General features: G+C 65.7%; 20 protein-coding genes and 1 riboswitch. Of the genes, 13 read left to right on the forward strand and 7 right to left on the reverse strand.

Going from position 1 to position 21,067, the window contains the following annotated elements; translation table 11 throughout:
• Positions 1–65: 65 nt before the first annotated feature.
• The 6 genes from nuoF to LB533_RS12520 are packed head-to-tail and all read right to left on the reverse strand — an operon-like array spanning position 66 to position 5,393.
• Entirely contained in the window at positions 66–1,370 is a 1,305-nt protein-coding gene (gene nuoF, locus LB533_RS12495) for an NADH-quinone oxidoreductase subunit NuoF (RefSeq protein ID WP_140521143.1), read from the reverse strand.
• A 10-nt stretch (positions 1,371–1,380) separates the two neighbouring features.
• A complete protein-coding gene (locus LB533_RS12500; protein WP_140639101.1) occupies positions 1,381–2,658 on the reverse strand; it encodes an NADH-quinone oxidoreductase subunit E in 1,278 nt (425 codons plus the stop codon).
• Positions 2,659–3,849, reverse strand: coding sequence for an NADH-quinone oxidoreductase subunit D (locus tag LB533_RS12505; protein ID WP_140639102.1), 1,191 nt, complete (start codon positions 3,847–3,849; stop codon positions 2,659–2,661).
• Positions 3,849–4,451, reverse strand: coding sequence for an NADH-quinone oxidoreductase subunit C (locus LB533_RS12510; protein WP_140495577.1), 603 nt, complete (start codon positions 4,449–4,451; stop codon positions 3,849–3,851). Before LB533_RS12510 ends, LB533_RS12505 begins: the two co-directional genes overlap by 1 nt.
• 4 nt (positions 4,452–4,455) lie before the next feature.
• Positions 4,456–5,037: a NuoB/complex I 20 kDa subunit family protein gene (locus LB533_RS12515; protein ID WP_140495576.1), complete on the reverse strand. Its 582-nt coding sequence runs from the start codon at positions 5,035–5,037 to the stop codon at positions 4,456–4,458.
• On the reverse strand, positions 5,028–5,393 hold the full coding sequence (locus tag LB533_RS12520; protein ID WP_140639103.1) for an NADH-quinone oxidoreductase subunit A: 366 nt from the start codon (positions 5,391–5,393) through the stop codon (positions 5,028–5,030). The genes LB533_RS12515 and LB533_RS12520 overlap by 10 nt, the downstream gene beginning before the upstream one ends.
• 331 nt (positions 5,394–5,724) lie before the next feature.
• Between LB533_RS12520 and LB533_RS12525 the strand changes: the two genes are divergently transcribed.
• From LB533_RS12525 to LB533_RS12560, 8 genes are all read left to right on the forward strand, one after another.
• Positions 5,725–6,924, forward strand: coding sequence for a winged helix-turn-helix domain-containing protein (locus tag LB533_RS12525; RefSeq protein WP_224677269.1), 1,200 nt, complete (start codon positions 5,725–5,727; stop codon positions 6,922–6,924).
• Between the two features lie 29 nt (positions 6,925–6,953).
• Positions 6,954–7,158, forward strand: a riboswitch (cobalamin riboswitch).
• Positions 7,159–7,195: 37 nt separating this feature from the next.
• The gene (locus tag LB533_RS12530; RefSeq protein WP_224677270.1) at positions 7,196–7,642 is read left to right on the forward strand and encodes a DUF1636 family protein; all 447 of its coding nucleotides are present in this window, start codon (positions 7,196–7,198) and stop codon (positions 7,640–7,642) included.
• A 2-nt stretch (positions 7,643–7,644) separates the two neighbouring features.
• Positions 7,645–8,697, forward strand: a complete 1,053-nt coding sequence (gene cobW / locus LB533_RS12535; RefSeq protein ID WP_224677271.1) for a cobalamin biosynthesis protein CobW — start codon at positions 7,645–7,647, stop codon at positions 8,695–8,697.
• 16 nt (positions 8,698–8,713) lie between these two features.
• Positions 8,714–12,175 (forward strand): cobaltochelatase subunit CobN, encoded by a 3,462-nt coding sequence (gene cobN, locus LB533_RS12540; protein WP_224677272.1) that lies wholly within the window; start codon positions 8,714–8,716, stop codon positions 12,173–12,175.
• Positions 12,172–13,662 (forward strand): precorrin-3B synthase, encoded by a 1,491-nt coding sequence (cobG, locus tag LB533_RS12545; RefSeq protein WP_224677273.1) that lies wholly within the window; start codon positions 12,172–12,174, stop codon positions 13,660–13,662. The genes cobN and cobG overlap by 4 nt, the downstream gene beginning before the upstream one ends.
• A 2-nt stretch (positions 13,663–13,664) precedes the next feature.
• Positions 13,665–14,297, forward strand: coding sequence for a precorrin-8X methylmutase (locus LB533_RS12550; RefSeq protein WP_224677274.1), 633 nt, complete (start codon positions 13,665–13,667; stop codon positions 14,295–14,297).
• Entirely contained in the window at positions 14,294–15,064 is a 771-nt protein-coding gene (locus LB533_RS12555; protein WP_224677275.1) for a precorrin-2 C(20)-methyltransferase, read from the forward strand. The genes LB533_RS12550 and LB533_RS12555 overlap by 4 nt, the downstream gene beginning before the upstream one ends.
• On the forward strand, positions 15,061–15,825 hold the full coding sequence (locus LB533_RS12560) for a precorrin-3B C(17)-methyltransferase (protein ID WP_224677276.1): 765 nt from the start codon (positions 15,061–15,063) through the stop codon (positions 15,823–15,825). The genes LB533_RS12555 and LB533_RS12560 overlap by 4 nt, the downstream gene beginning before the upstream one ends.
• Here LB533_RS12560 and LB533_RS12565 read toward each other — a convergent pair.
• Positions 15,789–16,553: a cobalt-precorrin-6A reductase gene (locus LB533_RS12565; protein WP_224677277.1), complete on the reverse strand. Its 765-nt coding sequence runs from the start codon at positions 16,551–16,553 to the stop codon at positions 15,789–15,791. The two genes, LB533_RS12560 and LB533_RS12565, sit on opposite strands and share 37 nt — an antisense overlap.
• A 1-nt stretch (position 16,554) precedes the next feature.
• Between LB533_RS12565 and cbiE the strand changes: the two genes are divergently transcribed.
• Genes cbiE through LB533_RS12590 form a run of 5 tightly spaced genes read left to right on the forward strand, consistent with a single transcriptional unit; the run spans position 16,555 to position 21,065 of the window.
• A complete protein-coding gene (cbiE, locus tag LB533_RS12570) occupies positions 16,555–17,796 on the forward strand; it encodes a precorrin-6y C5,15-methyltransferase (decarboxylating) subunit CbiE (RefSeq protein ID WP_224677278.1) in 1,242 nt (413 codons plus the stop codon).
• Positions 17,793–18,179 (forward strand): cobalamin biosynthesis protein, encoded by a 387-nt coding sequence (locus LB533_RS12575; protein ID WP_224677279.1) that lies wholly within the window; start codon positions 17,793–17,795, stop codon positions 18,177–18,179. Before cbiE ends, LB533_RS12575 begins: the two co-directional genes overlap by 4 nt.
• Positions 18,176–18,940 (forward strand): precorrin-4 C(11)-methyltransferase, encoded by a 765-nt coding sequence (gene cobM / locus LB533_RS12580; protein ID WP_224677280.1) that lies wholly within the window; start codon positions 18,176–18,178, stop codon positions 18,938–18,940. Before LB533_RS12575 ends, cobM begins: the two co-directional genes overlap by 4 nt.
• Positions 18,937–19,755, forward strand: a complete 819-nt coding sequence (gene cobA / locus LB533_RS12585; protein WP_224677281.1) for a uroporphyrinogen-III C-methyltransferase — start codon at positions 18,937–18,939, stop codon at positions 19,753–19,755. Before cobM ends, cobA begins: the two co-directional genes overlap by 4 nt.
• The gene (locus tag LB533_RS12590; protein ID WP_224677282.1) at positions 19,752–21,065 is read left to right on the forward strand and encodes a cobyrinate a,c-diamide synthase; all 1,314 of its coding nucleotides are present in this window, start codon (positions 19,752–19,754) and stop codon (positions 21,063–21,065) included. The genes cobA and LB533_RS12590 overlap by 4 nt, the downstream gene beginning before the upstream one ends.
• Positions 21,066–21,067 lie beyond the last annotated feature (2 nt).

The following is a 21,067-nucleotide window of genomic DNA, read 5'->3' on the forward strand; positions in this document are numbered from 1 at the left end:
GGTCGTTTCTTCGTTCGCCCCGCCCCGTTCTTCTCGCTCCGGGCTTTCGCCCATTCAATGCTTCTCTATTCCGCCGCCACCAACACCGGCTCGGCCCGGTGCGCGTTGCGCGAAAACTCGTCGATGCGCCGCTCCACCTCGCCGCGGAAGTGCCGCATCAGGCCCTGGATCGGCCAGGCGGCTGCGTCGCCCAGCGCGCAGATCGTGTGGCCTTCGACCTGCTTGGTCACGTCGAGCAGCATGTCGATCTCGCGCTTCTGCGCCTCGCCACGCACCAGACGCTCCATCACACGCCACATCCAGCCGGTGCCTTCACGGCACGGCGTGCATTGGCCGCAGCTCTCATGCTTGTAGAAGTAGGACAGCCGCGCGATGGCTTTCACGACATCGGTCGACTTGTCCATGACGATGACGGCCGCCGTGCCGAGGCCGGATTTGAGGTCGCGCAGCGCGTCGAAATCCATCGGCGTATCGATGATCTGCTCGGCCGGCACCAGCGGCACCGAGGCGCCGCCAGGAATGACGGCGAGGAGATTGTCCCAGCCGCCACGGATGCCGCCGCAATGCGTCTCGATCAGCTCGCGGAACGGGATCGACATCGCCTCTTCGACGGTGCACGGATTGTTGACGTGGCCGGAGACGCAGAAAAGCTTGGTGCCGACATTGTTGGGCCGGCCGAAGGATGAGAACCAGGCGGCGCCCCGGCGCAGGATCGTCGGCGCCACCGCGATCGATTCGACGTTGTTGACCGTGGTCGGGCAGCCATAGAGGCCGACATTGGCAGGAAATGGTGGCTTCAGCCTGGGCTGGCCCTTCTTTCCCTCGAGGCTTTCGAGCAGCGCCGTCTCCTCGCCGCAGATATAGGCCCCGGCGCCATGGTGCATATAGACGTCGAAATCGTAGCCTGAAGTGTTGCCCTTGCCGATCAGCTTGGCCTCATAGGCCTCGTCGATGGCACGCTGCAGCGCCTCGCGCTCGCGGATGAACTCGCCGCGCACATAGATGTAGGCCGCGACCGCGCCCATGGCGAAGCCGGCGAGCAAGGCGCCTTCGACCAGCGTGTGCGGATCGTTGCGCAGTATGTCGCGGTCCTTGCAGGTACCGGGCTCGGATTCGTCGGCATTGATGACGAGATAGCTCGGCCGGCCGTCGCTCTGCTTGGGCATGAACGACCATTTCAGGCCGGTCGGGAAACCGGCGCCGCCGCGGCCGCGCAGGCCCGACGCCTTCATCTCGTTGACGATCCACTCGCGCCCCTTGGCGACGATGCCGGGCGTGTTGTCCCAGGCGCCTCGCGCCATTGCGCCGGCCAGCGACTTGTCGAAGAGGCCGTAAATGTTGGTGAAGATGCGGTCTTTGTCCTGGAGCATTGTTCGTCCCTCAGACCGGCTTCTTGCCGAAGACTCGGATATATTCGGCGACACCGCCCTTGGCGAGCGCCTTGGCCTGCTTGACCCAGTCGTCGCGCTCGATGCGGCCGCGGAAAGAGAGATAGCTGTCCACCCACTCCCGTTCGGCCCTCTTCCAAGACGCAACCTGGGCGAAGGTGAAGATGCCGAGCGAATGCAGGATGCCCTCGGTCCTCGGGCCGACGCCGGAGATCAGCTTGAGATCATCGACCAGTGCCGGCCTGGCGATGCCGGCCGGCCGGTTCTTGTCTTCCAAGGAAGGCTTGGCCGCTTTGGCGGGAACCTTGGTTTCCGGCGACTTGAACGCGGAAGCCGGCTCAGCCTTGTTCAGGGGGCCGCTGCGCGGCTTCGAAACTTTCTCGACCTCGGGCGCCGCCTTGTTGGCGTTTGTCGCCGAGTGGCGGGGGGCCGCGACGCTCGCCGCTTTTTCCGTTGCCGACGCGACCTTGGCCGGAGACGGTGTTTTCAGCGCCGGGCTGGTTTCAGCCGCATCGGTTTTCGGCTTGCTGGCATTGGACGGCGCGACGGGGGTGGCGGCCGGCGCTGGCACCGGCGCCGCGATGATCGCGTCGGGTGCCGCCTTGGCGGCCTTGGCGGCTTCGATGGCCTCCCTGTCACGGGTCGACTTGAGGATCGCCTTCTCGCTTTTCAGCGTCGTGAGGCCGGTGGCCGGCTCCGAGCCGGTGCGGCCGTTCTGCGGCCCCGGCGTCACCGAGGCGCCCTTGCCCGCATCGTAGAGATCTATGATTTCCGCCAGCCGTTCCGGCGTCAGGTCTTCGAACGTGTCCTTGAAGATCATGACCATCGGCGCGTTGACGCAGGCGCCGAGGCATTCGACCTCTTCCCACGACAGCGTCCCCTTGTCGTTGGTGTGGAACTGGTCATGGTGGATCTTGGAGCGGCACACGTCCATCAGCGCTTCCGAACCACGCAGCATGCAGGGCGTGGTGCCGCAAACCTGGATGTGCGCCCGCGTACCGACAGGATTCAGCTGGTACTGCGTGTAGAAGGTCGCGACCTCGAGCCCGCGGATGCGCGGCATGCCGAGCATGTCCGAAATCGTCTCGATCGCCGCCTTGGTGACCCAGCCTTCCTGCTCCTGCGCCAGCATCAGCAGTGGAATGATCGCAGACTGTTCCCGGCCCTTCGGGTACTTCTTGATCCATTGCTTGGCGGCGGCCGCGTTCGCCCGGTTGAAGGCGAAGGATGCTGGCTGGACGCTGGCTTCTGCGAGACGACGGACTGACATTTAGCGATCGACCTCACCAAACACGATGTCGAGGGAGCCGAGGACGGCGGTGACGTCGGCCAGCATGTGACCGCGGCACAGGAAATCCATGGCCTGGAGATGCGCGAAACCGGGGGCGCGCAGCTTGCAGCGATAAGGCTTGTTGGTACCGTCGGAGACCAGATAGACGCCGAACTCGCCCTTGGGCGCCTCGACCGCCGCATAGACCTCGCCGGCCGGCACGCGGTAACCCTCGGTGTAGAGCTTGAAATGATGGATCAGCGCTTCCATCGAGCGCTTCATCGCCTGGCGCTTCGGCGGCACGACCTTGCCGTCGAGGTTCGACACCGGCCCTGAGCTTTCCTTGCCGAGCAGGAGATCGATGCACTGGCGCATGATCTTCGCCGACTGGCGCATCTCTTCCATGCGCACGAGGTAGCGGTCGAAACAGTCGCCGTTCTTGCCGATCGGAATATCGAAATCGAGCTCCGAATAGCATTCATAGGGCTGCGATCTGCGCAGGTCCCAGGCAGCGCCCGAGCCGCGCACCATGACGCCGGAAAAGCCCCAGGCCCAGGCGTCGGCCAGCGAAACCGTGCCGATATCGACATTGCGCTGCTTGAAGATGCGATTGCCGGTCAGCAACTGATCGAGGTCGTCGATCGACTTCAGGAACGGATCGATCCACTTGCCGATGTCCTCGAGCAGCTTCTGCGGCAGGTCCTGATGGACGCCACCCGGACGGAAATAGGCGGCATGCATGCGCGAGCCCGAGGCGCGCTCGTAGAACACCATCAGCTTTTCGCGCTCGACGAAGCCCCACAGAGGCGGCGTCAGCGCGCCGACGTCCAGCGCCTGCGTCGTCACATTGAGGATGTGCGACATGATGCGGCCGATCTCGCAGTAGAGCACGCGGATCAACTGGCCGCGCTTCGGCACCTCGATGCCGAGCAGGCGCTCGGCGGCCAGTGCGAAGGCATGCTCCTGGTTCATCGGCGCGCAATAGTCGAGCCGGTCGAGATAAGGCACTGCCTGCAAGTAGGTTTTGTGCTCGATCAGCTTTTCGGTGCCGCGATGCAAGAGCCCGATATGAGGATCGACGCGATCGACGACCTCGCCGTCCAACTCCAGAACCAATCTCAAAACACCATGCGCGGCAGGGTGTTGAGGTCCGAAGTTGATGTTAAAATTGCGGACGGAAGTTTCGGCCATTACTGCTTTGCCTTCTCATCCCCTGGCAGCACGTAATCGGTGCCTTCCCATGGGGACAGAAAATCGAAATTACGGAATTCCTGCTTCAGTTCCACCGGCTCGTAGATGACGCGCTTGGCTTCGTCGTCGTAGCGCACCTCGACGAAGCCGGTCAGCGGGAAATCCTTGCGCAGCGGGTGACCGTCGAAACCGTAATCGGTGAGGATGCGCCGCAGATCGGGGTGGCCCGAAAACAGCACGCCATAGAGATCGTAGGTCTCGCGCTCGAACCAGTCGGCGCCGGGATAGACGCCGGTGATCGACGGCACCATCGTCTCCTCGTCGGCCTGCACCTTGATGCGGATACGCACGTTCTGCTTTGGCGACAAAAGGTGATAGACGACGTCGAAACGCTTGGCCCGCGACGGATAGTCGGCGCCGCAGACATCGATGACCGAGATGAACTGGCAGCGCGGATCGTCACGCAGGAAAGTCACCACTTCGATCAGATCGCGCGGTTCGACATGGATGGTGAGTTCGCCATAGGCGAACACCGCTTCATTGACGCGGCCAATCAGTTTTTCGCCGAGATAGGTCGACAGTTCGCTCAGGGATGCGGCCATGGATTTACCGTTCGATCGTGCCGGTGCGGCGGATCTTCTTCTGGAGCAGAAGAATGCCATAGAGCAGCGCTTCGGCGCTTGGCGGACAGCCGGGCACATAGATGTCGACCGGCACGATGCGGTCGCAGCCGCGCACCACCGAATAGGAATAGTGGTAATAGCCGCCGCCATTGGCGCAGGAGCCCATCGAGATGACGTAGCGCGGTTCCGGCATCTGGTCGTAGACCTTGCGCAGCGCCGGGGCCATCTTGTTGGTCAGCGTGCCGGCGACGATCATGATGTCGGACTGGCGCGGAGACGCGCGAGGGGCAACACCGAACCGCTCCGAATCGTAGCGCGGCATCGAGGTGTGGATCATCTCGACGGCGCAGCAGGCGAGGCCGAAGGTCATGAACATCAGCGAGCCGCTGCGCGCCCAGGTGATCAGCGCTTCGGTCGAGGTGACGAGAAAACCCTTGTCGGCGAGTTCGTTGTTGATTTCGAGGAAGAACGGATCATCGGACCCAACCGGCCTGCCGGTATTGGGATCGATCAGACCCTTGGGCTTCGGCGCGACGAGCGTGCCGGAACTGTCGCTCAATCCCATTCGAGCGCTCCTTTTTTCCATTCATAGGCAAAGCCGATGGTCAGCACTGCCAAGAACACCATCATCGACCAGAAACCGAGCATGCCGATTTTCGAGAACGACACCGCCCACGGAAACAGGAAGGCCACTTCCAGGTCGAAGATGATGAACAGGATCGACACCAGGTAGAAGCGGATGTCGAACTTCATGCGGGCGTCATCGAACGAGTTGAACCCGCATTCGTAGGCGGAAAGCTTTTCCGGGTCGGGATTGCGATAGGCCACCAGGAACGGCGCCACGATAAGCGCAACGCCGACAGCCGCCGCCACTGCGATAAACAGGACGATGGGCAGGTACGAACCGAGAAGTGCGTTCATGCTGCGGCTTTCCGTTGGCGCCAATCCATTTTGATTACAGCACCAGACCCTATTGCGGAAGCGTGACAGTTTAACCGCTGAACCGTTTTAAGGGGCCTTTGCTGCAACGCGGCGAGGGTTAGCGCAGCGCTTCCGGCGAAGCAAGTCAAACCTTGTTCAAAACACCGGCCTGGACGGCATAAGGGAAGAAACTGGTCCGATCCGCTCCTGTCTGATTTCCTTCGCTTTTTACTCCACTTTCTCTCCTGACAGAATTGCCGACAAAACCCTGCTAGCATCGCTGGAATCAACTGTCCGAACGACGCTCAACACGCCTCAGAGTCGCATCCGAATGAAGGAAAAGATCTCGCTCGCCATGGCCCGGCGCATCGCGCTCGCCGCCCAAGGGTTCACTGATCCCCGCCCAGCCGGCACGCCCGACCGACGCCACTTCGCCCGCGTGCTCTCGCGTACCGGCCTGCTGCAGATCGATTCCGTCAGCGCGGTGGTGCGCGCTCATTACATGCCGCTCTATTCGCGCCTTGGCCCCTACCCGTTCGCCTTGCTCGACAACGCCGCCGTCACGCGCAAGCGCACGGTTTTCGAATACTGGGCGCACGAGGCTTCCTTCCTGCCGGTCGAGACCTATCCGTTGATGCGTTGGCGCATGCAGCGCGCCGAGCGCGGCGATGAAATGTACCTGGGACTGGCCAAATGGGGGCGCGAGCACGCCGCCTATATAGAAGAGATCTACCGCGAGGTCGCAGAACGCGGTCCGATCGCCGCGTCCGCGCTCGAAGGCCAAAAGGGATCCGGCGGCTGGTGGGGCTGGAGCCACGCCAAGCATGCCTTCGAATGGCTGTTCTGGGCAGGACGCATCACCACCGCGCATCGCCGTGGCTTCGAACGCTTCTATGATCTGCCCGAGCGCGTGCTGCCGCAGGCAATCCTCGATCTGCCGGTGCCATCAGCCGAGGACGCGCATCGGGAATTGCTGCGGATCTCCGCCCGCGCCCATGGCGTCGCGACAGCGAGCGACCTGCGCGACTACTTTCGCTTGTCGCCGGCCGACATGAAGGGCCGGCTGGAGGAACTGGTTGAAACAGGCGAGCTGGTGCCGGTGCGTGTCGAGGATTGGAACAAACCGGCTTACCTCCACAAGGAGGCCCGCATTCCCCGCAGGATCAACGCCCGCGCCCTGCTGGCGCCGTTCGATCCGGTGGTCTTCGAGCGCTCGCGCACGGAGCGGCTGTTCGATTTCCACTACCGCATAGAAATCTACACCCCTGCCGAAAAGCGGCAATACGGTTATTACGTCCTGCCCTTCCTGCTCGGCGACAGGATCGTGGCGCGCGTCGACCTCAAGGCCGACCGGCCGGCCGGCGTGCTACGCGTCCACGCGGCCTATGCCGAGCCCAGCGCGCCGCCTGAAACCGCCACGCAACTCGTCCAGGAATTGACGCAGATGCAGGGCTGGCTCGGCCTCGAACGGATTGAGATTACGCCCGCCGGCGACCTTGGGCAGCCGCTCGCCGACATTGCCGTGTCGTAGACGCGCGTTGACACCGCCGCCGGCAAGAGCCTAAATCCCATCCAGACGGTCTCCTCTCGGCAAAGGGAGGAGCCAAGAGGGAATGCGGTGCGAAATCTCGATTTCAAATCCGCGGCTGTCCCCGCAACTGTAAGCGACGAGCCAAGGCCGAAAACCACTGGGACGGTCCCGGGAAGGCGGCACGAAGGCTATGACCCGCGAGCCAGGAGACCTGCCGTCTGAGACATAAGAATCCGATCGCCCGGCGGGTTTTCCGGGCAAGGAGCCCGATTTGGAACGCGACAGCAGTTTCCCGGCTGAAACAGCGGACATTTTGTCTGGCGATAGCGACTTGTCTGGCGATAGCGACGCCTTGGCCGGCGTCACTGTCATCGTCTGCGCTTCCTGCCGCGACGAGACCGGTTCCGACGCCCATCCCCGCGCCGGCGAAGTTTTGGCTCAAGACACGCGCCAAGCCGCAACGGCCGACAATGTCCGCGTCCGCACCGTCGAATGCCTCGGCAATTGCAAGCGCCGCCTCAGTGCCGCGATTCTTCGCGACGGCTGCTGGAGTTATGTCTTCGGCGACCTAAACATCGCCAGCGGCGCCGATCTCGTCACCGGCGCGAAACTCTTCGCCTCTTCGACCGACGGCCTCATTCCGTGGCGCGGCCGTCCGGATTCCCTCAAGCGCGGCCTCGTTGCCCGCATTCCTCCCCTCGACATGCTGAAGGACTGATCATGACCGCCGCAGTTTCCGCCGCCACTCTCTCCCGCGTCCCCTGTACCGTCGTCACCGGCTTCCTGGGGTCCGGCAAGACCACGCTGGTCCGCCATCTACTGGAAAACGCGGGCGGCAAGCGTATCGCCATCATCGTCAACGAATTCGGAGACATCGGCATCGACGGCGAGATCCTGAAGGGCTGCGGCATCGACACCTGCCCGGAGGAAAACATCGTCGAACTGGCCAATGGCTGCATCTGCTGCACCGTCGCCGACGATTTCGTCCCCGCGCTCGACCAGATCCTGTCGCTGACGCCGAAGGTCGACCACATCCTGATCGAGACCTCAGGCTTGGCTCTGCCCAAGCCGCTGGTCCAGGCATTCCAGTGGCCGACGGTGAAGAGCCGGGTGACAGTCGACGGCGTGATCGCCGTGGTCGACGGTCCGGCACTCGCCGAGGGGCGCGTCGCCAACGACATGGACGCCCTGCAGGCGCAACGCGCGCAGGACCAGACACTGGACCACGACGACCCCATCGAGGAGGTGTTCGAGGACCAGATCGCCTGCGCCGACCTCATCATCCTGTCGAAGAGCGACCTGATGGATGCCGCAGGTTCGGCTCGCGCCAACGCCGTCATTGGCGAACACTCCGCCCGCGCCGTGAAGGTCGTGCCGACAGCTCATGGCAAGGTCGATCCGTCCGTGCTGCTCGGGCTGGGCCTCGCCGTCGAGGACGACATCGAGAACCGCAAGTCCCATCATGACGGCGCCTTCGACCACGAGCACGACGACTTCGATACGTTTATCGTCGACATCCCCTCGATCGCCAATCCGGACGACCTGGCAAAGCGCGTCGCCACCGCGGCTGAACAGGAAAACGTGCTGCGGGTGAAAGGCTTCGTCGAGGTCGGCGGCAAGCCGATGCGGCTGTTGCTGCAGGCGGTCGGTCCGCGCGTCAATCATTACTACGACCGCGCCTGGACGGCTGAAGACGACCGCCGCTCGCGCCTGGTCGTCATCGGCCTCAAGGGGCTGAACCGCCCGGCGATCGAGCGTATACTCGCCGGCTGACGCAACAGCGACCGCGATGCACATCCTCGCCACCACATCCGCCTCGCTCGACGATCTCGCCGAGCCGGTCGATCTGCGGCAGACGCCGGCGGATATGGTGGCGCTGTCCTTCACCGACAGCGACCTGGCCGGACTGGCGGCGGCCTGGAAAGGCGACGCCGATCGGCTGCCCACGATGCGGCTGGCCGCGCTCCGCGACCTGCGCCACCCCATGTCCGTCGACCTCTGGATCGACAGCGTCGCCCGTCACGCCAAAATCATCCTGGTGCGTATTCTCGGCGGTTACGAGTGGTGGCGCTACGGCTGCGACCAGTTGGCCGCGGTTGCCCGCGAGCGCGGCATAAAGCTGGCACTGCTTCCCGGCGAGAGCCACGACGAGGATATCAGGCTGATCGAAGCCTCGACGCTGTCGCGCGAGGAACTGGACGGGCTGCTCAATTATTTCCGCGAGGGCGGCCCGGCCAATATGAGCGCGCTGGTGCGCAGGCTGGCGCGGTTGACGGGGTCTGATGCGATAGCAGCCGAGCCGGTAAGCGTGCCGAAGGCGGGTTACTACGAGCCGGGTCGCGGCGTCGTCCCCCTCCCGCTCGAGGGAAGGGTTCGGGCGCAGGCCGGGGGTGGGGTCGCCTCTGAAGTGCGCCGACTTAAAGAGGCGCCGAACCCAGTCGCACCGACCCCACCCGGCCCTGCGGGCCACCCTCCCCTCGAGGGGGAGGGAAAGGTCGTGCCCATCCTGTTCTACCGCTCAATGCTGCTCGCCGCGGATGTCGCCCCGATCGACACGCTCTTCGAGGCGCTGCGGCAACGCGGTATGCGTCCGGTGCCGATCTTTGTTTCCAGCCTGAAGGACCTGGAATCCCTGGCGTTTGTCGAGACCGCGATTGCCCAGCTCAAGCCCGCCGCCATCGTCACGGCGACCGCCTTCGCTTCCGGCGCCGAACCCGGCGTCGAAACCCTGTTCGACCGCGCCGGCGTGCCGATCTTCCAGGTGATCGTCGCCACCACCCGCCGCGACGTCTGGGAAACGAACCAGCGTGGGCTGGCGCCAGCCGACCTTGCCATGCATGTCGTGCTGCCCGAACTCGACGGCCGCATCCTCGCCGGCGCCATTTCCTTCAAGGGCGAAAGCGAGACCGACCCGGCGCTCGGCCACCGCGCCTTCGCCAACCGGCCGGAGCCCGATCGCGTCGAACAGGTGGCGGACCGGGTCGAAGCCTTCATCAGGCTTCGGGAAACGCCGCGCGCGGAACGCAAGCTCGCCATTCTGATCCCCGATTACCCAAGCGCTCCCGGCCGCACGGGCTATGCGGTCGGGTTGGACGTGCCATCCAGCGTGCTGGCGATGCTGCACGACCTCAAGGAACAGGGCTATGCGGTTGAAGGGATTCCGCAATCGCCGCGTGCGTTGCTGGATGCGCTGGAGCGCAGCAACGCGGGGCTGGGGCTGGATGAGTACCTTGCCTTCTCGAATGAGCTGCCGTCAGCAGCAGTTGCCGCAGTAGAAGCCGCTTGGGGCAAAGCCGAAGGCGAGACAGCTTTGCTATCAAGCGAAAAACACTTCCCCTTCCGCACCGCGATCTTCGGCAACATCACCGTGGCGCTCGCTCCCGACCGCGGCCGATCGGCCGACCGCCGCGCCGACTATCACGACCCGACGCTGCCGCCACGCCATGCGTTGCTCGCCTTCGGCCTGTGGCTGCGCAAATCGCTCGGCGTCCATGCGCTTGTCCATGTCGGCGCGCATGGCACGCTGGAATGGCTGCCTGGCAAGACGGTTGCGCTTTCGCAAAGCTGCTTCCCCGAGATCGTCACCGGTCCCCTGCCCGTGATCTATCCTTTCATCGTCTCCAATCCCGGCGAGGCGGCGCAGGCCAAGCGGCGGATCGCAGCCGTCACGCTCGGCCATCTGCCGCCGCCGCTGACCGGCGCCGGATTGGACGAGAACCAGCACAAGCTCGAACGGCTGGTCGACGAATACGCCCAGGCTGACGGTCTCGACCGCCGTCGCCGTGACCGTCTGGCCGGGCTGATCGTCGAAACCGCGCAGACGACGGGCCTCGCCGCGGAGGCCGGCGTTGCCCGCACCGACGCGCCGGACGAGGCCTTGCGCCGCATCGATGCCTGGCTCTGCGACCTTAAGGATTTCGCCATCAAGGATGGGCTGCATGTCTACGGCCGCGCGCCCGACGACGAGCCCGACCTTATGCGCCGGCAAAGCGCAGAGATCGAAAAGGCCGCCCTTCTCGACGCGCTCGATGGCCGTCATGTCACGGCGGGCCCGGCCGGCGCGCCCGCGCGCAGCCGCTCCGACATTCTGCCCACCGGCCGCAACCTGTTCACGTCGGACCCGCGCGCCATGCCGACGCCGACGGCTTACGACATCGGCAAGGCTGCTGCCGAGGAAGTGGTGCGCGCCTATATGCAATCGCATGGCGACTGGCCGCGCTCGCTGATCATCGACCTTTGGGGTTCGGCGTCTTTGCGCACCGGCGGCGAGGAGATCGCGCAGGGGCTTTCGCTGATGGGTTGCCGACCGCAATGGGATGCCGCCACAGGCCGCGTCACCGGCATCGAGGTGTTGGCACTGGCAGCGCTTGGCCGCCCACGCGTCGACGTTACCTGGCGCATATCGGGCCTGTTCCGCGACATGTTCCCGACCCAGATCGCACTGATCGATGCCGCTGCCAACGCGGTTGCCGCGCGCGACGAGGACGATTCGGAAAATCCGCTCGCCGCAAGGACCCGCGCCGAAGGCAAGATCAGCCCGCGCATCTTCGGCACCTCGCCCGGGACCTACGGCGCTGGCGTCGAGGAAATCCTGTCGAGCGGCGACTGGGCGGCGCGCGAGGAAATCGGCCGCGCCTATCTCGATGCCACGTCGCATGCCTATGGCGGCGCCGGCGGTGAAGGGATCGCCGCGCCCGGCGCATTCGAGAACCGTATCGCCGAAGCCGATCTTCTCGTCCACACCGGCGACGATCCCGGCCGCGATATCCTCGAAGGCTCCGCCGATGTCGCCTTTATCGGCGGCTTTTCGGCCGCCCTTGCAGCGCTCGGCAGGAATGCCGACGTCATCGTGCTGGACACGACGGATCCGCAGAGGCCGAAGCCGCGTTCGCTCAGTGAGGCTGTGACGCGCGTCGTGCGCGCTCGCGCCGTCAACGCCCGCTTCATAGCGGGCCAGATGCGCCATGGCCCGCGCGGCGCCTCGGAATTCGCCGAAACGGTCGACCGGCTGGTTGGCTTCGCCGAAACCACGCAGGCCATACCGGGCGCGCTGATTGAGGCCGTGCACGATGCCTATCTCGGCGACGCGGACGTCCGCGCCTTCATCCTGCGCGAAAACCCGGCCGCCGCGAAGGTCATCGCCGAACGCCTCCTGTCGGCGCGCCGGCGGGGTCTGTGGCATCCCTTGCGCAATTCCATCGACGACGACCTCGCGGCCCTGATTGCCGAAGCCCAAGGGGTGGCGGCATGAACGCCTTCTCGCGCCGCGGCGCCTGCCCGGCCTTGTCGGCGCCGATGCAGACCGGCGACGGCCTGCTGGTACGGCTCAACCCGGTCGCCGGAGGCCCATCTTCTGGCGGATTGTCGCCGAAGCTTCTGATCGGGTTGGCAGAATCCGCCCTGCGGCACGGCAACGGCATCATGGAAGTGACAGCGCGCGGCAGCTTGCAAATACGCGGATTGACCGCGGAAAGTGCCACCCTGCTGGCGAAGGAAGTCGATGCGCTGGGCATTGTGGTCCGCACTGGCGTATCAGTGGAGACCGGACCACTGGCCGGCATCGATCCGCAGGAGATCGTCGATCCCCGGCCGCTGGCTGATGGGATCAGGAAAGCGGTCGAGGACGCCGGGCTGACGCAGCGACTCGGGCCCAAGGTTTCGGTCATTGTCGACGGTGGCGGGCAACTGACGATGGACGCTGTGACGGCCGACATGCGGCTTGTTGCGGTGAGCACCGATGCGGGCTCCCGGTGGCGGGTGTCGGTTGCCGGTGACGGGCGGAATGCAAGGCTGCTCGCGGTTGCTGATGACGGTGTGACTCGTGATATAGCCGTCGCGGCTCTAAGGATGATCGCCGAGAAAGGCCGCGACGCTCACGCAAGGGATTTGTCGGAGAGGCAGTTGGTGTCCCTGGCGGGTTGGCTATGCCTGACAAATTTGCGCGAGGCGCCCCCCTCTGTCCTGCCGGACATCGCCCCCTCTAGGGGGGAGATCGGCAGCTTCGACGCCGGATTTTCTTTAGCAACACCGGAAATTGGCGAAACCGTCGGCGACCACGTAATCTCCCCCCTTGAGGGGGAGATGTCCGGCAGGACAGAGGGGGGCGCCTCGCGCAAACCTATCGGCCTTTTCCCCTTAGCCGGCGACGTCCCCATTCTCGGCATCGGTCTCCCCTACGGCAGCATGCCCGCCGAAAGGCTCATCGCCCTCGCTCAAAGCGCTGTCACCCTCGGCACGTCAGAAATCCGCCTCGCCCCGGGCCGCGCCCTGCTCTTCCTCGGCCAGCCACCAGCCGCCAATCCCTTCCTCCAGCAAACAGCCGCTACCCTCGGCTTCGTCACCTCCCCCACCGACCCGCGCACGCGCATCGCTGCTTGTCCCGGCGCGCCGGCTTGTGCCTCGGGTCGCATTGCCACGCGGGACATTGCCGAGGCGATCGCCAGCGAAAACGCCGATAGTCTCGACTTCACCTTGCACATTTCAGGATGCGCCAAGGGTTGCGCGCATCCCGGCCCAGCGTCGCTGACCGTGGTCGGCGGCGAAAATGGAGCCGGACTTGTCGTGAACGCGACGGCAAAGGCCCTTCCTGCCGGTTACAGGCCGGGCTATGACGCCGCGCGCGGCATCGGCCGCGTCGTGGCGGCAATCCGCAGCGCACGCTATCAGGGCGAGACCGCCGCCGCCTGCCTGACAAGGCTGGGGCCGGCCGGCATCGCAGAGGCTTATCGACAGGAATGACAATGGTCGCCTACGACTACATCCACGACGGCACGGCGATCTACGAACGCTCCTTTGCCATTATCCGCGCCGAGGCTGATCTCGCGCGCTTTTCCGACGCGGAGGCCGATGTCGCGGTCCGCATGATCCATGCCTGCGGCCAAGTGGAAGCCGCCAAGAATTTTGTCTTCTCCAGCGATTTCGTTGCCGCCGCACGGGCTGCGCTTGCCGCCGGCGCGCCGATCTTCTGCGACGCCGAAATGGTCTCGCACGGCGTCACACGCGCCCGCTTGCCTGCCGGCAACGAGGTGATCTGCACGTTGCGCGATCCGCGCACGCATGAAATCGCCAGGACGATCGGCAACACACGTTCTGCCGCCGCGATCGACCTGTGGGGCGAGCGTATCGCCGGTTCGGTGGTAGCCATCGGCAATGCGCCGACCGCACTCTTCTACCTCCTGGAAAAGCTGCGCGACGGTGCGCCCAAACCGGCCGCCATCCTCGGCATGCCGGTGGGCTTCGTCGGTGCCGCCGAATCGAAGGATGCGCTGGCGCAGAATTCTTACGGCGTACCCTATGCAATCGTGCGCGGCAGGCTTGGCGGCAGCGCCATGACCGCGGCAGCCCTCAATTCCCTGGCGAGGCCCGGCCTGTGAACGCGCTCCCCAAAACCGGCTCAAGGGGCCGCCTGGTCGGCGTCGGTACCGGTCCCGGCGACCCAGAACTGTTGACGCTGAAGGCCGCGCGTGCGCTGGCCGAGGCCGATGTGGTGGCGTATTTCGCCAAGCGCGGCAACAACAGCAATGCGCGCGCCATCGTCGGAACGCGCTTCCGGCCCGACATGCTGGAACTGCCGCTGCTCTATCCCGTGACCACGGAGATCGACAAGGATCACGACGATTACCGCGCGCAGATATCGGCCTTCTACGAGGAGTCCGCCGAGACCGTTGCCGGTCATCTGGATGCCGGCAAGATGGTCGCCGTGCTATCGGAAGGCGATCCGCTCTTCTACGGCTCCTACATGCATCTGCATGTGCGCCTCGCCCATCGTTTTCCGACCGAGGTCATTCCCGGCGTTACCGCCATGTCGGGCTGCTGGTCGGCGACTGGCCTGCCGATCGTCCAGGGCGACGACGTGCTGACCGTGCTGCCGGGCACGATGAGCGAGTTCGAACTGACCCGCCGCCTCGCCGACACCGATGCCGCCATCATCATGAAGGTCGGCCGCAACCTGCCCAAAATCCGACGGGCGCTGGAGGCCACCGGCAAGCTGGCACGCGCCGTTTATGTCGAGCGCGGGACCATGCCGGGCAGCGTCTCGATGCGGCTCACCGACAAGCCGGACGACAAGGCGCCCTATTTCGCCATCGTGCTCGTCGCCGGCTGGTCCGGACGTCCTGTCGCGCCGACGGGTGGCGCATGAGCGGCCGCCTCACCCTCATCGGGCTCGGACCCGGCAACGCCGATCAGGTGACGCCGCAGGCGAGCCACGCCGTCGCCGAGGCAAGCTTCTTCTATGGCTACAAGCCCTATCTCGATCGGCTGGAATTGCGCCCCGATCAGACCAGCATCGCCTCCGATAATCGCGAAGAGCTTGCCCGCTCCAACGAGGCGCTGGCGAAGGCGGCCGAAGGTCACAATGTCGCCGTCGTCTCCGGGGGCGATCCAGGCGTCTTCGCCATGGCTGCGGCCGTCTGCGAGGCGATCGAAGCCGGCCCCTCCGAATGGCGCGCCATCGACCTCGCAATCGTGCCTGGCGTCACCGCCATGCTCGCTGTCGCTGCCCGCATCGGGGCACCGCTCGGCCATGATTTCTGCGCCATCTCGCTGTCCGACAATCTGAAGCCATGGGACCTGGTCGAACTGCGCCTGCTGGCGGCCGCCGGCGCCGGCTTCGTCATCGCGCTTTACAATCCGATCTCGAAGGCGCGCCCCTGGCAGCTTGGCCGCGCCTTCGAATGTCTGAAGGCCATTCTGCCGGGCACCACGCCCGTCATCTTCGGCCGTGCCGCAGGCCGGCCTGACGAACGCATCGAGGTGTTCCTGCTGGCGGATGCCGATGCCGACAAGGCGGACATGGCAACCTGCATCATCATCGGTTCGCCGGAAACGCGGATCATCAGGCGCGGCGAGAAGTCTTCGCTGGTCTATACGCCGCGCTCCGCGGCAGGCTCGACAAGATGATCGACCATGTCGGCAAGCTGATCGACGGTCGCAGCCGAAGGAATCTCCGGCAGCGCCGGCCTGCGCACCATGACCACGTCGAGGCCGAGCCCGCGCGCCGCGGCGATCTTGCCATAGGTCGCCGCCCCGCCGCTGTTCTTGGATACGACGATGTCGATGCCGTGCCGCTCGAGCAGCGTGCGTTCCTCCGCCTCGCGAAACGGCCCGCGCGCCAACAGGTAGGTGGCATTGGGCACTGCCAGCTTCGGCTCGACCGGATCGACGCTGCGGATGAGATAGTGATGCTGGGGCGCGGCCTCGAAAGCCGCGACCTCCTGCCGGCCGAGTGCCAGGAAAACACGGCGCGGCGCCGATCCAAGTGCTTGCACCGCATCCCCTGTCGTGTCGACCTCAGTCCAGCGATCACCCTCGACAGGCTCCCAGCCGGGACGGCGCAGAGCGAGGATCGGCACCCCAGCCATGCGCGCGGCTTGCGCCGCATTGGCGGAGATTCGCGCCGCGTAGGGATGCGTGGCGTTGATCAGCAGGTCCGTGCCCGCCTCCCTGAGATATGCGGCCAACCCTTCAGCACCGCCATACCCTCCACTGCGCACCGGGACGCCCTGCGCCACCGGGCTTTCGGTGCGGCCCGCCAGCGACAACATCACCGAGTGACCGGCGGCGGCCAGGTTTCCAGCCAGTTGCCGGGCTTCGGTGGTTCCGCCGAGGATCAGAATGCGGTGGGTCATCATGCCTGCTAAGGGTCCGCACGGCGCCAAGCTCAACCAGAAATGGCTCACCATCGTCGGCATCGGCGAGGACGGTGTAGCGGGTCTCGGCGACGAGGCCAAGCAGCGGATTGCCGACGCTGAAATCATCTTCGGCGGCAAGCGGCATCTGGCGCTCGTCTCATCTTTCGCCAAGGGCGATCCGCGTCCCTGGCCGGTACCTTTCGATGCCGGGATGGCTGACGTGCTGGCGCTTGTCGGCAGGCGCGTCTGCGTTCTTGCCTCCGGCGATCCCTTTTTCCACGGCGTCGGCGTCACCCTCGCACGCAAGGTCAAGCCGCGGGAGATGCATGTCGTTCCCGCGCCGTCTGCCATTTCGCTGGCGGCCGCTCGCCTTGGCTGGGCGCTGCAGGACATCGAAACGGTCTCGCTGCATGGCCGCCCCATCGACCTGATCCGTCCATTGCTGCAACCCAACGCACGCATCCTGGCCCTGACATCCGATGCCGATGCACCGGTGGCGATCGCCCGCCTGCTCACCGAGCTTGATTTCGGCGCCTCGCGACTGACGGTTCTGGAGGCGCTTGGCGGGCCAAAGGAGAACCTGCGCTCGGCCCGAGCCGATGCGTTCGACCTCGAAGACATCAATCCGCTCAATGTGCTGGCGCTCGAAATCGAATCCGGTCCGGATGCGCGTATCCTGCCGCTGACATCCGGCCTCGCCGACCACCTGTTCGACCATGACGGCCAGATCACCAAGCATGACATCCGCGCCGTCACACTGTCGGCGATGGCGCCGAGGCGCGGCGAATTGCTGTGGGATATTGGCGCCGGCTCCGGTTCCATCGGCATCGAATGGATGCTCGCCCATCCCTCGATGCGCACCATTGCCATCGAAGCCGATCCGATCCGCGCCGCCCGCATCGGCCACAACGCCGCCGCCTGCGGTGTTCCCGGTCTCATCGTGGTAGAAGGCCGCGCGCCCAAGGCGCTTGCAAGGCTCGAGACCCCTGACGCGATCTTCATCGGCGGCGGCGGCAGCGACACCGGCGTGCTGGCCGCCGCCATCAAGGCGCTGCGCTCGGGCGGTCGGCTCGTGGCCAATGCCGTGACGCTGGAAATGGAGACGCTGCTTCTTGCCCGTCATACCGAGCTCGGGGGCGATCTCACCCGCATCGCCATATCCCGCGCCGCGCCTGTCGGTTCGATGCAGGCCTGGCGGCCGGCGATGCCGGTTACCCAATGGAGTTGGATCAAGCCATGATGGTCGCGGGCATCGGCAGCCGAAAGGGCGTGAGTGTCGAGGACGTGCTTGGCGCGATAGAAACCGCGCTCGAAGCACATGGACTGGCGATGACGGCGCTCTCGTCGCTCGCCACCGCCACGCTCAAGAAAGATGAACAGGCGATCGCTGCCGCAGGTCGCACACTCAACCTTCCCGTCATTGTCGTCGATGAAGCAGTGCTTAAAGCAGCGTCGACGAAGGCGCTCAGCAACTCCAGCCTCTCGCAGGATCTGGCCGGCACAGCATCGGTTTCCGAAGCATCGGCGCTGGCCGTCGCCGGCGAAGGTGCCAGGCTGCTGGGACCCCGCACCGTGCTCGGACCGGTCACCTGCGCCATCGCCATCAGCGGAGACGCGGCATGACCGTGCATTTCATCGGCGCCGGTCCGGGCGCCGCCGACCTCCTTACCCTGCGCGGCGCGCGGCTGTTGGCAAGCTGCCCGGTCTGCCTCCATGCCGGCTCGATCGTGGCGCCGGAATTGCTGCAGCACTGCGCCCCGGGAACGAAGCTGATCGACACCGCGCCGATGTCGCTCGACGAGATCGAGGCCGAATATCTGGCCGCCCACAAAGCCGGCCATGACGTCGCGCGCCTGCATTCCGGCGACCTGTCGGTTTGGAGCGCGGTTGCCGAACAGATCCGGCGGCTGGAAAAGCACGGGATTCCCTACACGCTGACGCCGGGCGTTCCCTCTTTCGCTGCCGCGGCGGCTGCTCTGCGGCGCGAGCTGACCATTCCCGAAGTCGCCCAGAGCCTGGTGCTGACGCGCGTCTCCGGCCGCGCTTCAAAAATGCCGCCTGGCGAAACGCTGGCTGGCTTCGGCCGCACCGGCGCCACGCTTGCCATTCATCTTGCCATCCACGCCGTCGACCGCGTCGTCGCCGAGCTGACGCCGCTCTATGGCGGCGATTGCCCGGTGGCGGTCGTCTTCCGTGCCTCCTGGCCGGACGAGCGCATGCTGACCGGCACGCTGGAAACCATCGAGGCACAACTGGCCGCCGATCCGATGGAGCGCACGGCCATCATCTTCGTCGGCCGCTCGCTGGGGGCGGAAGGTTTTGGCGAGAGTTCATTGTACGACGCCCACTACCAAAGGCGTTTTCGCGGACGGGACGGATTGTGAGCGACAGCACCAAGAATAAGGGCGAGAACGCCGCGCTCCAACAGGCGCTTGCCCGGCTGAACTTCAAGCCGCGGACGCTTGAGCCCGGCCATGTCTGGCTCGCCGGCGCCGGCCCCGGCGATCCCGGCTGCCTGACGCTGGAAGTGCTGGCGGCGCTGAGTGAGGCGGATGCGCTGGTCTACGATGCGCTGGTCTCCTCGGACGTCGTCGCGGTTGCCGAAAACGCCGAGCTTTTCTTTGCCGGCAAGCGCGGCGGAAAACCCTCGATGAAACAGGACGACATAACCGCCCTGCTGGTCCGGCTGGCGCGCCAGGGCCGCCGCGTCATCAGGCTGAAGGGCGGCGATCCCTATATTTTCGGCCGTGGCGGCGAAGAGGCGCTGGCCCTGGCGCGGGAAAACATCCCGTTCCGCGTCCTGCCGGGCCTCACCTCGGGCCTCAGCGCGCTGGCCGCCACCGGTATCCCCGCCACCATGCGCGGCATCAACAAGGCGGTGATCCTGGCGACCGGGCATGCCGCCGGCACCGATGAGGATCTCGACTGGGCCGCGATCGCGCGCACCGGCCAGCCTGTTGTGGTCTATATGGGCATGGCCAATCTACCCGTAATATCGGCCGCATTGCTCGACGGCGGGTTGGCGCCATCGACTCCGGCGGCGGTGATCGTCGCCGCGACAACGCCGCAGGAACGCATTGTCGTCGCCACGCTGGCCACCATCGCCGAGGAAGCCGCCGCCGCCGGCCTGTCCGCGCCGGCGCTGATCGTGGTCGGCGGCATCGTCGCCATGCGCGCGGCGCTGGCGGGTGCGTCGTGAGCGCCCGCGCGATCATCATCGGCGCGCCGCGCTCCGGCTCGGGCAAGACCAGCGTCACCATCGGCATTTTACGCGCACTCGCCCGGCGCGGCCTGAAAGTGCGCGGCGCCAAGTCCGGCCCCGATTACATCGATCCCGGCTTCCACACCGCCGCCACCGGCCTGTCCGGCGTCAACCTCGACAGCTGGGCGATGCCACCATCGCTTCTCAACGCACTCGCCGCGCAGGCAGCCGACGACGCCGATTTCGTCATCATCGAAAGCGCGATGGGCCTGTTCGACGGCATTCCGGCCTCGCCTGGTCGCACCGGTTCAGCGGCCGATCTGGCGCGGCTCTACGGCCTGCCGGTGCTGCTGGTGCTTGACGTTTCAGGCCAGTCGACCACGGCGGCGGCCGTCGCCAAGGGGTTCGCCACCTATGATCCGGAGGTGCGCATGGCGGGCGTCGTGCTCAACCGGCTGGGCAGCGAGCGCCACCGCCGGCTGTCCGGCGACGCCGTCGAGGCGATTGGGCTGCCGGTCGTCGGCGCCATCCTGCGCGATCCCACGCTGAACCTGCCAGAGCGCCATCTCGGCCTCGTCCAGGCCGGTGAATATGATGACCTGATGGCGCATCTCGACCGGCTGGCCGACATGGCCGAAAAGTCGCTCGACCTTGATGCGATAATGCGGCTGGCGACCCCCCTCACTCCTGCGAAAGGCGGCTTCGATGATGCGCTGCCGCCGCCCGGCCAGCGCATCGCACTTGCCGAGGATGCCGCCTTCACCTTCCTCTATCCGCACGTCGCGGCCTACTGGCGCAAGGCCGGTGCGGAGATCGTTCCGTTCTCGCCGCTCGCGGACGAGGCGCCTGACGGCAGCTCCGACGTCTGCTGGCTGCCCGGCGGTTATCCCGAACTTCACGCCGGCCGTCTCGCCGCCGCTGCGAATTTTCGGAGAGCAATGGCAAGGTTCGCCGGGACGAAGCCCATCCATGGTGAGTGCGGTGGCTTCATGGTGCTTGGCGAAGCTCTGGAAGATGCATCTGGCGAAACGCACGAAATGCTCGGCCTGCTCGGCCATTCAACCAGCTTCGCCAGGCGCAAGATGAACCTCGGCTATCGCGAGGCGCGACTGCGCGCCGACTGTCCGCTCGGCCCGCGGGGCGCGTTGATCCGCGGGCACGAATTCCACTATGCACAGATGACGGCGACCGGCAATGACGAGCCCCTGGCCGACCTCGCCGATGGGCAAGGCAATCCGATCGGCGCCTCGGGCTACCGGCGCGGCCAAGTCAGCGGCACCTTCTTCCATGCCATCGCAAGAGGCTGAGG

It is taken from the genome of Mesorhizobium sp. BR1-1-13 (assembly GCF_020165515.1).
Classification (GTDB): Bacteria; Pseudomonadota; Alphaproteobacteria; order Rhizobiales; family Rhizobiaceae; genus Mesorhizobium.

Coding starts and splice junctions, on each gene's coding strand:
- nuoF (WP_140521143.1), bottom strand. CDS start 1,370: ATGCTCCAGGACAAAGACCGCATCTTCACCAACATTTACGGCCTCTTC.
- LB533_RS12500 (WP_140639101.1), bottom strand. CDS start 2,658: ATGTCAGTCCGTCGTCTCGCAGAAGCCAGCGTCCAGCCAGCATCCTTC.
- LB533_RS12505 (WP_140639102.1), bottom strand. CDS start 3,849: ATGGCCGAAACTTCCGTCCGCAATTTTAACATCAACTTCGGACCTCAA.
- LB533_RS12510 (WP_140495577.1), bottom strand. CDS start 4,451: ATGGCCGCATCCCTGAGCGAACTGTCGACCTATCTCGGCGAAAAACTG.
- LB533_RS12515 (WP_140495576.1), bottom strand. CDS start 5,037: ATGGGATTGAGCGACAGTTCCGGCACGCTCGTCGCGCCGAAGCCCAAG.
- LB533_RS12520 (WP_140639103.1), bottom strand. CDS start 5,393: ATGAACGCACTTCTCGGTTCGTACCTGCCCATCGTCCTGTTTATCGCA.
- LB533_RS12525 (WP_224677269.1), top strand. CDS start 5,725: ATGAAGGAAAAGATCTCGCTCGCCATGGCCCGGCGCATCGCGCTCGCC.
- cobW (WP_224677271.1), top strand. CDS start 7,645: ATGACCGCCGCAGTTTCCGCCGCCACTCTCTCCCGCGTCCCCTGTACC.
- cobN (WP_224677272.1), top strand. CDS start 8,714: ATGCACATCCTCGCCACCACATCCGCCTCGCTCGACGATCTCGCCGAG.
- cobG (WP_224677273.1), top strand. CDS start 12,172: ATGAACGCCTTCTCGCGCCGCGGCGCCTGCCCGGCCTTGTCGGCGCCG.
- LB533_RS12550 (WP_224677274.1), top strand. CDS start 13,665: ATGGTCGCCTACGACTACATCCACGACGGCACGGCGATCTACGAACGC.
- LB533_RS12560 (WP_224677276.1), top strand. CDS start 15,061: ATGAGCGGCCGCCTCACCCTCATCGGGCTCGGACCCGGCAACGCCGAT.
- LB533_RS12565 (WP_224677277.1), bottom strand. CDS start 16,553: ATGACCCACCGCATTCTGATCCTCGGCGGAACCACCGAAGCCCGGCAA.
- cbiE (WP_224677278.1), top strand. CDS start 16,555: ATGCCTGCTAAGGGTCCGCACGGCGCCAAGCTCAACCAGAAATGGCTC.
- LB533_RS12575 (WP_224677279.1), top strand. CDS start 17,793: ATGATGGTCGCGGGCATCGGCAGCCGAAAGGGCGTGAGTGTCGAGGAC.
- cobM (WP_224677280.1), top strand. CDS start 18,176: ATGACCGTGCATTTCATCGGCGCCGGTCCGGGCGCCGCCGACCTCCTT.